Source organism: Phycicoccus avicenniae (assembly GCF_050496545.1).
GTDB lineage: Bacteria > Actinomycetota > Actinomycetes > Actinomycetales > Dermatophilaceae > Phycicoccus > Phycicoccus avicenniae_A.
Map to the genome: position 1 here is coordinate 1 of NZ_JBNVZV010000043.1, position 12,262 is coordinate 12,262.

The 12,262-nt window shown below is 73.9% G+C and carries 8 protein-coding genes; 6 read left to right on the top strand and 2 right to left on the bottom strand.

Annotation, left to right across the window (positions count from 1 at the left end):
* Positions 1-37: 37 nt before the first annotated feature.
* Positions 38-670: a hypothetical protein gene (locus ACQZ2A_RS20860; protein ID WP_430214787.1), complete on the bottom strand. Its 633-nt coding sequence runs from the start codon at positions 668-670 to the stop codon at positions 38-40.
* Between the two features lie 29 nt (positions 671-699).
* On the opposite strand from ACQZ2A_RS20860, the gene ACQZ2A_RS20865 reads away from it, so the two are divergent.
* Both ACQZ2A_RS20865 and ACQZ2A_RS20870 read left to right on the top strand, forming a co-directional pair.
* Complete coding sequence (locus ACQZ2A_RS20865; RefSeq protein ID WP_430214788.1) at positions 700-2,034, top strand: MFS transporter; 1,335 nt, start codon at positions 700-702, stop codon at positions 2,032-2,034.
* Positions 2,031-3,482, top strand: a complete 1,452-nt coding sequence (locus ACQZ2A_RS20870; protein WP_430214790.1) for a pyridoxal phosphate-dependent decarboxylase family protein — start codon at positions 2,031-2,033, stop codon at positions 3,480-3,482. Before ACQZ2A_RS20865 ends, ACQZ2A_RS20870 begins: the two co-directional genes overlap by 4 nt.
* 59 nt (positions 3,483-3,541) lie before the next feature.
* Here ACQZ2A_RS20870 and ACQZ2A_RS20875 read toward each other — a convergent pair whose 3' ends face one another.
* Complete coding sequence (locus tag ACQZ2A_RS20875; RefSeq protein ID WP_430214791.1) at positions 3,542-5,260, bottom strand: M14 family zinc carboxypeptidase; 1,719 nt, start codon at positions 5,258-5,260, stop codon at positions 3,542-3,544.
* 196 nt (positions 5,261-5,456) lie between these two features.
* On the opposite strand from ACQZ2A_RS20875, the gene ACQZ2A_RS20880 reads away from it, so the two are divergent.
* The 4 genes from ACQZ2A_RS20880 to pntB all read left to right on the top strand — a co-directional run bounded on the left by ACQZ2A_RS20880 (position 5,457) and on the right by pntB (position 12,193).
* The gene (locus ACQZ2A_RS20880) at positions 5,457-7,085 is read left to right on the top strand and encodes an AMP-binding protein (protein WP_430214792.1); all 1,629 of its coding nucleotides are present in this window, start codon (positions 5,457-5,459) and stop codon (positions 7,083-7,085) included.
* Between the two features lie 223 nt (positions 7,086-7,308).
* The gene (locus tag ACQZ2A_RS20885; protein ID WP_430214794.1) at positions 7,309-9,093 is read left to right on the top strand and encodes a hypothetical protein; all 1,785 of its coding nucleotides are present in this window, start codon (positions 7,309-7,311) and stop codon (positions 9,091-9,093) included.
* Positions 9,094-9,242: 149 nt separating this feature from the next.
* Positions 9,243-10,793 carry a Re/Si-specific NAD(P)(+) transhydrogenase subunit alpha gene (locus ACQZ2A_RS20890; protein ID WP_430214796.1) on the top strand — a complete coding sequence of 517 codons (1,551 nt, stop codon included), beginning with the start codon at positions 9,243-9,245 and terminating at the stop codon, positions 10,791-10,793.
* Positions 10,790-12,193 (top strand): Re/Si-specific NAD(P)(+) transhydrogenase subunit beta, encoded by a 1,404-nt coding sequence (pntB, locus tag ACQZ2A_RS20895; protein WP_430214798.1) that lies wholly within the window; start codon positions 10,790-10,792, stop codon positions 12,191-12,193. The genes ACQZ2A_RS20890 and pntB overlap by 4 nt, the downstream gene beginning before the upstream one ends.
* Positions 12,194-12,262: the final 69 nt, after the last annotated feature.

Genomic DNA, 12,262 nt, shown 5'->3' on the forward strand with positions numbered 1-12,262 from the left:
CGAGCGGGCGGGACCGCAACCCTCAGCGGGCGGCTCGTCAGGTCCTCGTCTCGACGATGGTGGTCGTCACCTCGGTGACCGAGGGGCGCCGCGGCGTCGAGGAGAAGCCGAACCGGCACGGCGGGTCGACGGGTGCGAGCGCGCCGAGGTCGGTGCCGTCGAACGAGCCGGTCATCGCGGTGACCTCCCGGACGTCGGTGGCTCCGTAGTACTCGCGGCGGCCGGCTTGGGCCACCCCTCGCGTCCGGACCCCCCGGAGGGCGACCCGCGCGACCGGGTCGGTGAGCGTCGCGAACGCCGGGCTCGTGGCGAGCCGCCCCGGCACCAGCCGCAGCAATTGGCCGAGACCCGTCCGGCCCCCGACCTCAAGCGTCAGCGTCAGCGACGGGGACGACGGCCCCCACGAGCGGACCCACGCATCGTCGTCGGCCGACCCGGCGAGCACCTCGACCGGCTCGATGCGGACCTCGTCGAACGTGTACGTCGTCGACACGAGGTCGGCGACCTCCTGGGTGGGCGCCAGCAGCACCCGGTGCCCGTCGGCCGTCTCGACCATCGCATCGGCGAACGGGCCGAACGGCGACTCCTGCCACCACCCGACGACGACCCGCACGCCCGAGCCCGACCCCACCCCGGCGATGCGCCCGCGGAACCTCCGACGTGCCGTCACCGGCCCATCATCGCCGTTAGGGTCCGCTCATGGCACCGACGCCCACGCCGCCCGCCCGGGCCGGGCTCCCCGCCTCCGCGCGCCGTGGCTACGGGCTGGGCTCGGTCGCCACCGGGTCCTTCGGCACGGTCCCGGGGCTGCTCCTCCTGCCGTACCTCACCGACCGCCTGGGCGTGGGCGCCGGCCTCGCGGGGCTCGTCGTCTTCCTCCCGAAGGCCTGGGACGTCCTGCTCAACCCCGTCGCGGGGCGCATCAGCGACCGGTCGCAGCACCCCGCCGGCCGCCGGCGGCCCTTCCTCCTGCGCGCCGGGCTTGCCCTGGCGCTCGCCTTCGTCCTCCTCTTCTCCGGGCCGACCTCGCCGACCGCCCTGGCCACCACCTGGGTCGTCGTCCTCTTCCTCGCCTGCGCCACGGCCTACGCCTTCTTCCAGGTGCCGTACGTCGCGATGCCCGCCGAGATGACCGACGACTACGACGAGCGCACCCGCCTCATGACGTGGCGAGTGGCGGTCCTGGCGCTCGCCATCCTCGTCAGCGGTGGCCTCTCACCCGCGGTCCGCGACGCCCTGGGCCCGGAGTGGGGATACCGGGGCGTCGGCCTGTTCGTCGGGGTGCTCATCGTCGTCGGCACGGTGGGCGCCTGGCGGGGCACGCGGAGCGCCCCGATGAGCCGCGCCGCCACCGCCGGGGGGAGCCTGCGCGACCAGCTGCGCGTGGTCGCGGCGTCCGACGGCTTCCGCGCCCTGCTCGGTGTCTTCGTCCTCCAGGCGCTGGCCACCGGGGCGATGCTCGCCGGCGTCGACTACGTCGCGCGCGTCCTGCTCGACAGCCCCGGCGCCTCGACCGTGCTCTTCGTCTGCTTCGTCGCCCCCGCCCTCCTCGTCACCCCGCTCTGGCAGCGGGTCGGGGAGCGCCGCGGCAAGCGCACCGGGTACGTGTGGGGGTCGGTGCTCCTCGGCGGCGGCGCGCTGGCCACGCTCCTCGCGAGCCAGCTCGGCACGGCCGCGACGGCCGTCACCGTCGGGGTGGTCGGCGTCGGCTACGCCGCCTGCCAGATGTTCCCGCTCGCGATGCTTCCCGACGTCGCCGCCGCCGACACCGCGCGGACGGGGGAGGACCGGGCCGGTACCTACACCGGCGTCTGGACCGCGGGCGAGACCCTCGGGCTGGCCCTCGGCCCGTTCCTCTACGCCGGGATCCTGTCCCTCGGCGGGTACGTCTCCTCGACGGATGCCGCTGCGGTGCAGCCGGACTCGGCCCGCATCGCCATCGCCCTCGGCTTCACCGTCGTGCCGGCCGTGCTCGTGGCGGCCTCCCTGCTCGTCCTGCGCCGGTACCGGCTCGACCCCGAGGTGACCCGATGACCCCCACCCCACCACCGTCCGCCGACGCCGTGCTCGCGGCCCTGCGGGACCTGCAGGCCGGGGACCTGCCGACCCACGGCGGGCGCACGCTGGCCTACGTCTACGACTCCGGGCTGGCCGAGGCCGACGCGCTGGGCCGCGAGGCCCTGGCGATGTTCGCCTCGTCGAACGGGTTGGACCCCACCGCGTTCCCGTCGCTGCAGCGGATGGAGAACGACCTCGTCGCCGACGCCGGCCGGCTGCTCGACGCCCCGGAGGGGTTCACCGGCGCCGTCACCTCCGGCGGCACCGAGTCGATCCTGCTGGCCGTGCTGGCGGCCCGGCGCGGTGCGCCGCACGTCACCGACCCGAGCATGGTCCTGCCCTCGTCCGCGCACGCCGCATTCCTCAAGGCCGCCGAGTACCTCGGGGTGCGGCCCGTGGTCGTCGACGTCGACCCCGGCACGCTGCGGGCCGACCCGGTGGCCACGGCCGCGGCCGTCGACGACAGCACCGTCCTCGTCGTCGTCTCGGCCCCCTCGTACGCGCACGGTGTCGTCGACCCGGTCGCCGAGGTCGCCGCCCTCGCCGCGGAGCGCGGCATCCGCTGCCACGTCGACGCGTGCATCGGGGGATGGGTGCTCCCGCACCTCGACGACGGGCCCCCGTGGACGTTCGCCGTGCCCGGCGTCACGAGCATCAGCGTGGACCTGCACAAGTACGCGTACACGCCGAAGGGTGTCTCGCTGCTGCTGCACCGGGATGCCTCCCTGCGCCGCGGCCACCTCTTCGCCGAGGCCGGCTGGCCCGGCTACACGATGCTCAACAGCACGATGCAGTCGACGAAGTCCGGCGGCCCGCTCGCGGCGGCGTGGGCGGTCACCCGCTTCATCGGGGCGGACGGGTACGCTCGGCTGGCTCGGACGGCTCGGGACGCCACCCTCGAGCTGGCCTCCGCCGCAACGGAGCTCGACGGGCTCCACGTCGTCGCCGCGCCGGACTCCACGCTCCTGGCCCTGGCCACCGACGGATCGTGCGACGTCTTCACGATCGCCGACGAGATGCTCGCCCGCGGCTGGTTCGTGCAGCCGCAGATGGCCTTCGGCGACCTGCCGGCCACCCTGCACCTCACGCTGTCGGCGGCCACGGCGCCGTCGGTCCCCGAGTTCGTCACGGCGCTGCGGGAGGCCGTCGAGGCAGCACGCGCCGCCGGCCCCATCGCCGTCGACCCCGCCCTCGCGGGGATGCTCACCTCGCTCGACCCCGCGACCCTCGACGACGCCGGCTTCGCCGGGGTGCTCGCCGCGGCCGGCCTGGCCGGCGACGGCGGGGGCATCGCCCTCCCCGACCGGATGGCACCGGTGAACGCCCTGCTCGACGCCTGCCCGCCCCGGCTGCGCGAGGCCCTGCTCGTCGGCGTCCTCGACCGGCTCTCCCGCCCGACCCCGGGGCCGGGCCCCGGCGACTGACCACGGCAAGGGCCCCGCCGCCCCCTGGGTGGCGGGGCCCCTCCTCCGGGGCGCGGAGGTCAGCCGACGGTGACGAACACCGACGTGGCCGGTCCCCAGTTGCCGGCGCTGTCGCGGGTCTGGACCCACAGCTGGTGCCGGCCGGCGGAGAGGCCGGTGGTCGGGACGGTGGCCCTGGCGACCTCCGAGGTGGAGTTCCACGAGCCGTCGTTCGCGGTCATCGCGACCGCCGTGCCGCCGTTCCAGGGCGCGGTGTCGACGAAGTAGCGGCCGGCGTTCACGGTCTGCGCGGCGGGCTTGCCGACCCCCGACGCGCTGTACGCCGCGTCGTTGCCCGTCGCGGTGAGGGTGAAGGATGCGCCGGCCGCGACCGTCGAGGTGGGCGCGGTGACCGAGGTCGTCGTCGGGCCGAGCGAGAGCTGGTACGGCGCCCGGGCCGCCTTGGCGAGGTACATCATCGCGGGCTTGTTCGCGGTCCAGAAGCCGTCCTGGCACGAGTACGCCGGCGTGAAGCCGCTGCAGGTGCCGGAGTTCGGGCCGACCTCCATCGTCGAGGCGGCGATGCCGCGCTCGCCGTACAGGTAGTCGTCGGTCGAGCCGGTCACCGTGTAGAGGATCTGGCCGGGCTGGCCGGTCTGGTAGCCGTTGTACCAGCTGGCCCGGAAGGCGGCGGAGCGCAGCCCGGCGTCGTTGGGGGCCTTCGTCGTGGTGTCACCCCACGGGATGACGTGCATGTTGGCGTAGCTGTGGAGGGTCAGCATGTAGCCGGGGGTCGTCAGCGGCGCGGCGTCGGTGAGGAGCGGTCCGCGCTGGTCCGGGTACAGGGTCGTCATCAGCTGGGAGAGGGCGACCGTCTCGGGCTCGCTGCCCGCCGAGGCCCCGCGGTAGGTGGCGTCGCACGGGTTGGTCGAGGTGCCGGTCCCGCCCCACTTCCAGGTGAAGTTCCGGTTGAGGTCGATGCCGTGCTGGTTGCTCGAGGTCGGCGGCACCGCGCAGGCGCCCAGCGTGTTGTTCGCGTTCTTGCGCTGGAGGTACGGCGAGCTCGTGCCCTGCTCGACGATCTCGCGGCCGTCGGGGTTGCCCACGGGGACGACCCAGACCTCGGTGGAGTCGAGCAGCGAGGTGACCTCGGCGTCGGTGCCGTAGCCGTCGGCGAGCAGGTCGACGAACCGGCTGGAGAGCTCGGTCGCGGACAGCTCGCGCGCGTGGACCGCCCCGATGAGCAGGAAGCGCGGCTTCGTCGAGGTGGGGGAGAGCTGGCAGTCGCCGGGCTGCTGCTTCGTCAGGCAGACGGCGACGAGGTCGTTGCCGGTGGCCAGGCCCTGCGTCTTGCGCCACGAGTCGCCGACGTCCCGGGTGACGGCGAGGTCCGGGTGGGCGGCCGCGACGTCGGAGAGGTGCTGGACGTACTCGTCGGCGGTCCGGTAGCCGCCGTAGAAGGTGGCGGTGGCAGCGGCGATGCCCGTGGTCGACCGCGTCGGTCGCTCGGTGCGGGGCGCCCTCTGCTGCACCGTGACCCGGTAGCCCATGCGGACGAGCCGGGCGCGGTCGGTGGAGTCGCCGACGACGAGCAGGTCCTTCCCGATCCGCGACTCCACGAGGTCGAAGCCGGCGGCCTGCAGGCTGCGGGCCGCGGTGGCCGGGTTGCTCGTCGCGACCCGGAGGACACCCACGCCCTCCCCTCGCGGAGTGCTCGGGGCGGAGGTGGCGGTGGCCGCCGTGGTGACGAGGACGGTGGCCGTCAGGAGGGCGGTGACGGCGCCGGTGCGCAGGCTCATGGCGGGAACGTAGGGCGGCGCGCACCGGTGCGGGGACCGGTTCACGCATCCCCATGCGAAGTCTTTACGTTGGATCTACCCGTGCTTGACCTCCGGTGTCCTCGAACGGTGTTCCCGGGCCGGCGGGCAGGCTGGTTGCCGGAACCGGTCCGGACGTGTTGGCTGGGGGCGACCCGCATCCGATGGAGGGACCACGATGGCCACGACCCCCGACCCGCAGCTCTCGCACGCCGTCGGCGCCACCGCGCCCGCGCTGCTCGAGCAGACGATCGGCGACAACCTCGACGCCACGGTCGAGGCCTTCCCCGACCGCGACGCGCTCGTGGACCGGGCCCAGGGGGTCCGGATGACCTGGGCCGAGCTGGGCGCCGAGGTCGACCGGCTGGCGCGCGGGCTCGTGGCGGTGGGCCTCGAGAAGGGCGACCGGGTCGGCATCTGGGCCCCCAACTGCACCGAGTGGGTGCTCACCCAGCTCGCCACCGCCAAGATCGGCGCGGTCCTGGTCAACATCAACCCGGCGTACCGCAGCCACGAGCTGACCTACGTGCTGCAGCAGGCCGGCGTGCGGGTGCTCGTCACGGCGGAGTCGTTCAAGACCTCCGACTACGTCGCGATGGTCGAGGCGGTGCGCCCCGAGTGCCCGTCGCTCGAGGCGGTGGTCGTCATCGGGAAGGACTCGTGGCGCACGCTGCTCGAGCGGGCCGACGAGGTCAGCCCGGAGCGGTTGACGATGCTCCAGCACGACCTCGACCCGCACGAGCCCATCAACATCCAGTACACGTCCGGGACCACGGGGTTCCCGAAGGGCGCGACCCTCTCGCACCACAACATCCTCAACAACGGCTACCTCGTCGGCGAGACGTGCGGGTACACCGAGGTCGACCGCATCTGCATCCCCGTGCCCTTCTACCACTGCTTCGGGATGGTCATGGGCAACCTCGCGGCGGTCACCCACGGCGCCTGCATGGTCATCCCCGCGCCGGGCTTCGACCCGGCGCTCACGCTGGCCGCCGTCGCCGAGGAGCGGTGCACCTCGCTCTACGGCGTGCCGACCATGTTCATCGCGGAATGGGCTCTGCCGGAGTTCGACTCGTACGACCTGTCCTCGGTGCGCACCGGCATCATGGCGGGCTCGCCGTGTCCCGCATCGATGATGACCAAGCTCATCGAGGCCGGCATCGAGGAGATGACCATCTGCTACGGCATGACCGAGACCTCGCCGGTGTCGACGCAGAACCACACCGACGACACCTTCGAGCAGAAGGTGGGCACCGTGGGGTCGGTGCACCCGCACCTGGAGATCAAGGTCGTCGACCCGGTGAGCGGGGACACCGTGCCGCGCGGGACGCCGGGGGAGTTCTGCACCAAGGGGTACTCGGTGATGCTCGGGTACTGGGAGGAGCCGGAGAAGACCGCCGAGGTCCTCGTCGACGGCTGGATGCACACCGGTGACATCGCGGTCATGGACGAGGACGGCTTCGTCGAGATCACCGGTCGGATCAAGGACATGGTCATCCGGGGCGGCGAGAACGTCTACCCGCGCGAGGTCGAGGAGTTCCTCTACACGCACCCGGACGTCCTCGACGCCCAGGTGATCGGCGTCCCCGACGAGAAGTACGGCGAGGAGCTGTGCGCCTGGGTGCGGATGAAGGACGGCGCGGCCCCGCTGACGGTCGAGGCGGTGCGCGAGTTCTGCGCCGGCAAGCTCGCGCACTACAAGGTGCCGCGCTACGTCAAGGTCGTCGAGGAGTTCCCGATGACGGTCACGGGCAAGGTCCGCAAGGTCGAGATGCGCGAGGCCACGGTCGCCGAGCTCGGCCTCTGAGCGCACCGGGAGCGCTCCGGCCCGCCTGACCAGCGGGGACGCCGCCGCACCCCTCCGTTCCGCCGTGCGCTCCGGGGACTGGTGCGCCGGGGCGGGCGGCGCTAGGTTCGCCGGCGCAGGGGATGCGGAACGGCGGCCACCCTCCACGGGGTCGGCCGCCGCTCCGACGGTAGGTTTGTCCGCCGACGCCGACTGTGCGGTGTCCTGTCGACAGGAAGTACGCATGACCACCCCCCAGCTGCTCGTCCTCCTCCTCGTCGTCGTCGTGGCGGTGGCCCTCGTGTGGCTCCTGGTGCGGCGGTCGTCGGCCCGCAAGGACGAGGCGCGCGCCGAGGCGGCGGGCCTGCGGGCCGAGGCCGAGGCGGTGGCCGCCGGCCTGCCCGGGCAGGAGGCGTTCGCGCAGCAGGCGGAGGAGCGGGCCGAGGTGGCGCGCTCCGAGGCGGACCGGCTGGCCGAGGAGGCGGCGGGCCACCGGGAGACGGTCGAGGTCGCGCGCACCGACTACGCGGCGATGCTCGGCCGGGCCGACGAGGTCGACCCCGATGTCGCGTCGTCGGGTTCGGCCGACGAGCGTCGCCCGATGACGCGCGCCGAGGCCCGGCAGATGCGCGAGGAGGCCGAGCGCGCCGCCTGGGCGGGCAGCCCGGCCGCCCCGGTGCCCGGCGCTGCCGGCGCGGCCGTCATGGGGCGCGACATCGGAGGCGTGGTGCGCGGCCCCGCCGTCGAGCAGCCGGAGCACCCGGAGCCCGTCGAGGAGGCGCCGGCCGAGGAGCGCATCGCCGAGGAGCCGGTGGCGGAGGAGCGCATCGCCGAGGAGCCCGGCGCGGACGAGACGACCCCCGTCGACGCTCCCGCCGAGGAGCCGGCGCAGGAGCCCGCGGACGAGGGGTCCGAGGAGCGCAGCGCCCGCATCGCCGCGGCGACCGACTTCCGCGACGGTGACGACGACGCCGAGGAGGAGTACGTGTGGCCGAGGGCGTCGGCGGGTACCGGGGCCGACATGGACCAGAAGCCTGCCGACGAGGCCGACGACAGCCGCACCGCCGCGAGCGAGGCCCAGGCGCCTCCCGGCGAGTGGGGTGGCCCGCACGCCGACGACGTCGCGGACGAGCCCGTGGAGCAGCAGCCCTCCGAGGAGCCGGACGCCGACCCGAGCGGGGAGCCGGACGGTGACGAGCCCGCGGAGGACGCCGGGGAGGTCCGCGAGGCCTCGGCGCACGAGGAGCAGCCGGCCGAGGGCTCCGAGGTGAGCGAGGACCCCGGCGCCGGGGCCTTCACCGAGCCCGAGGAGCCGGCGGCATCCGACGACGACGCGTACGACCCGACCCCGGAGCGGGACTGGTCGGCCGACGAGGGCGAGCTGCTCGCCGAGAACGCCGAGCGGGCCGACGAGCTCGCCGCCGAGCGCGAGGAGATGGACCGCGAGGCCGCGGCCGCCGGCATGGAGCCGGTGCACCCCGAGTCCGCCGAGCCGGTCGAGCAGCCGGTCGCCGAGGAGGCATCCGACGAGGACACGCCCGAGGAGGAGCGCGCCCACGAGGCCGCCTCGGCCCCGGTCGAGCAGCCGGTCGCCGAGGACGAGGCCGCCGCCCCGCTCGTGGAGGAGCCCGAGCCCGCCACGGACGACGCGCCGCACGACGAGCAGCCCGCAGTGGACGACGAGCCCGCGACGGAGGACGACAGGCCCGCCGCCGCCGACGAGCAGCCCGTCGCGCAGGACGACCGGCCCGCCGCCGACGAGCAGCCCGTCGCCGAGGACCAGCCCGCCGGCCGCACCCCCCGCCGGGTCTCGGACTTCGACGAGATCCGCGACGGCGGCTACGGCATGGGCTCGGCGGCCGCCATCGAGGACGGTGCGCAGCCGATGGACCACCCGGTCCAGGGCTACCGCGACACGATGACCTACCGCCTCCCCGGCGACCCGGGCTACGACGACGCCGAGGCGCACGTGTGGTTCTACGACGCCGCCGCCGCCGAGCGCTCCGGATTCCGCCGCTCCGAGGGCTGAGCCGGGAGCGAGCCGCACCCGCACCACCCGGCGCGCCGGTCCCCACGGGGGCCGGCGCGCCGCCGTGTGTCGCCGGTGACACCACCGTGCCTCGCCGGGCTCGACAGGCTAGGTTCGTGCGGGACCGTCCCCGCCGGAGAGGAAGCCCAGTGCGCATCGGTGTCCCCCGCGAGTCCCGACCCGGGGAGACCCGTGTCGCCGCGACCCCGAAGACCGTCGAGCAGCTGCTCGCCCTGGGGTACACGGTCTTCGTCGAGGCCGGGGCGGGTGTCGCCTCGAGCTTCGCCGACCAGGCCTACCGCGAGGCCGGCGCGGACGTCATCGACGACGCGGTGTGGAACGCCGACGTCGTCCTGAAGGTCACCGCGCCAACCGACGCCGAGGTCGCGCGGCTGCGCGGCGGTCAGGTCCTGGCCTGCCTGATGGCCCCGGCCCTCAGCCCCGACCTGGTGCAGGCGCTCGCCGACCGGGGCGTGACGGCGATGGCGATGGATGCCGTGCCGCGCATCAGCCGCGCCCAGTCCCTCGACGTGCTGTCCTCGATGGCCAACATCGGCGGCTACCGCGCCGTCGTCGAGGCCGCCCACGAGTTCGGCTCCTTCTTCACCGGCCAGGTGACCGCCGCGGGCAAGGTCCCGCCGGCCAAGGTCCTCGTCGTGGGGGCCGGCGTGGCCGGGCTGGCGGCCATCGGGACCGCGTCCAGCCTCGGCGCGGTGGTCCGGGCCTTCGACGCCCGCCCCGAGGTCGCCGAGCAGGTCGAGTCGATGGGCGCCGAGTTCCTGCGCATCGACGTCGAGGACACCGGCCCGTCCGCCGACGGCTACGCCAAGGAGACCAGCGCCGACTTCGACGCCAAGGCCGCCGCGCTCTACGCCGCGCAGGCCGCCGACGTCGACATCGTCATCACCACGGCCCTCATCCCCGGCCGCCCGGCGCCGCGGTTGCTGACCGAGGAGATGGTCGCCTCGATGAAGCCCGGCTCGGTCGTCGTCGACATGGCCGCGGCCAACGGCGGCAACGTCGCCGGCACGGTCGCGGGCGAGAAGGTCGTCACCGCGAACGGCGTGACGCTGCTCGGCTACACCGACCTGCCCGGCCGGCTGCCGACCCAGGCCAGCCAGCTGTTCGGCACCAACCTCGTCAACCTCCTCAGGCTGCTGACGCCCGACAAGGACGGCGAGGCCCGGCTCGACCTCGACGACGTCGTCCAGCGCGGGATGACCGTCGCCCACGAGGGCCAGGTGCTGTGGCCGCCGCCGCCGGTGCAGGTCTCGGCCGCCCCGGCCGCGGGCACCGACGTCGCCACGGTCGCCGCGCCCGCGAAGCCGGTCAAGGAGCCGATGTCCCGCTCCACGAAGCTGGCCCTGGCCGGTGCCGGTGCGGCGCTCTTCCTGCTCGTGTCGGCCTTCGCCCCACCGCCGTTCCTCGGCCACTTCATGGTCTTCATGCTCGCGGTCGTCATCGGTTTCTACGTGATCGGCAACGTCCACCACGCGCTGCACACCCCGTTGATGAGCGTGACCAACGCGATCAGCGGCATCATCGTCGTCGGCGCGCTGCTCCAGGTCGGGCACGACAGCGTCGCGGTCTCCGTGCTCGCCTTCGTCGGCATCCTCGTGGCGAGCATCAACGTCTTCGGCGGGTTCCGGGTGACGGCCCGAATGCTCGAGATGTTCAAGCGCGAGGAGCCGGCCCGATGAGCGCCACCCTCGTCCAGGGCGCCTACATCGTCGCCGGGCTGCTCTTCATCCTCGCCCTGGCCGGGCTCTCCCGGCACGAGTCCGCCCGCTCCGGCAACCGGTTCGGCATCGTCGGGATGGGCGTCGCGCTCGTGGCCACCGTGCTGGCCGCGACCGCCGGTGACGGCGGGTCGGGCTGGGTCGGCCTCCTCCTCATCGTCGTCGCGATGGCCATCGGCGCCGCGATCGGCCTGGACCGCGCCCGCAAGGTCGAGATGACCGGCATGCCCGAGCTCATCGCGATGCTGCACAGCTTCGTCGGTCTCGCGGCGGTGCTCGTCGGCTGGAACTCCTCCTACGAGCTGACGGCGTACCCGACGATCCACGACGTCGAGGTCTTCGTCGGCGTCTTCATCGGCGCGGTCACCTTCACCGGCTCGATCGTCGCCTTCCTCAAGCTGTCGGCGCGGATGCCGTCGAAGCCGCTGATGCTGCCGTACCGCAACCACCTCAACGTGGGGGCGCTCGGGCTCTTCGTCGTGCTGACCGTCGTCTACACGCTGGTGCCCGAGGACGGCGTGTTCGTCCGGCACCTGCTGCTGGGGTTCGTCACGCTGCTGGCGCTGGCGCTCGGGTGGCACCTCGTGGCCTCGATCGGCGGCGGCGACATGCCGGTCGTGGTCTCGATGCTCAACAGCTACTCCGGCTGGGCGGCGGCGGCGGCCGGCTTCCTCCTGGGCAACGACCTGCTCATCATCACCGGGGCGCTGGTCGGGTCCTCGGGTGCCTACCTCTCCTACATCATGTGCCGGGCGATGAACCGCTCGTTCATCTCGGTCATCGCCGGCGGGTTCGGCGTCGAGGCCGGCACCGCCGCCTCCGACGACACCGACTACGGCGAGCACCGCGAGGTCACCGCCGAGGGCGCCGCCTCGCTGCTCACCGCGGCGCGCTCGGTCGTCATCACCCCCGGGTACGGGATGGCCACCGCCCAGGCCCAGCACGCCGTCGCCGAGCTGACCAAGCGCCTACGGGCCGGCGGTACCGACGTCCGCTTCGGCATCCACCCCGTGGCGGGGCGGCTACCCGGGCACATGAACGTCCTGCTGGCCGAGGCCAAGGTCCCCTATGACATCGTCCTGGAGATGGACGAGGTCAACGACGACCTGGCCGAGACCGACGTCGTGCTCGTCATCGGCGCCAACGACACTGTCAACCCGGCGGCGGCCGAGGACCCCACCTCCCCGATCGCCGGGATGCCGGTGCTGCGGGTGTGGGAGGCCAAGGACGTCATCGTCTTCAAGCGCTCGATGGCCACCGGCTACGCGGGCGTGCAGAACCCGCTGTTCTTCCGCGAGAACACCCAGATGCTCTTCGGCGACGCCAAGGCGCGCGTCGAGGACATCATCACCGCCCTCTGACCCCCTCCCTCCCGGCCTCCCCTCTCCCGACCTCCTCGAGTGGGGGGGGGGGGGGGGGGGGGGGGGGGG

Excerpts from the sequence above, each read along its gene's own strand:
- ACQZ2A_RS20865 (WP_430214788.1), top strand. The coding sequence starts at position 700 with ATGGCACCGACGCCCACGCCGCCCGCCCGGGCCGGGCTCCCCGCCTCC.
- ACQZ2A_RS20870 (WP_430214790.1), top strand. The coding sequence starts at position 2,031 with ATGACCCCCACCCCACCACCGTCCGCCGACGCCGTGCTCGCGGCCCTG.
- ACQZ2A_RS20875 (WP_430214791.1), bottom strand. The coding sequence starts at position 5,260 with ATGAGCCTGCGCACCGGCGCCGTCACCGCCCTCCTGACGGCCACCGTC.
- ACQZ2A_RS20880 (WP_430214792.1), top strand. The coding sequence starts at position 5,457 with ATGGCCACGACCCCCGACCCGCAGCTCTCGCACGCCGTCGGCGCCACC.
- ACQZ2A_RS20885 (WP_430214794.1), top strand. The coding sequence starts at position 7,309 with ATGACCACCCCCCAGCTGCTCGTCCTCCTCCTCGTCGTCGTCGTGGCG.
- pntB (WP_430214798.1), top strand. The coding sequence starts at position 10,790 with ATGAGCGCCACCCTCGTCCAGGGCGCCTACATCGTCGCCGGGCTGCTC.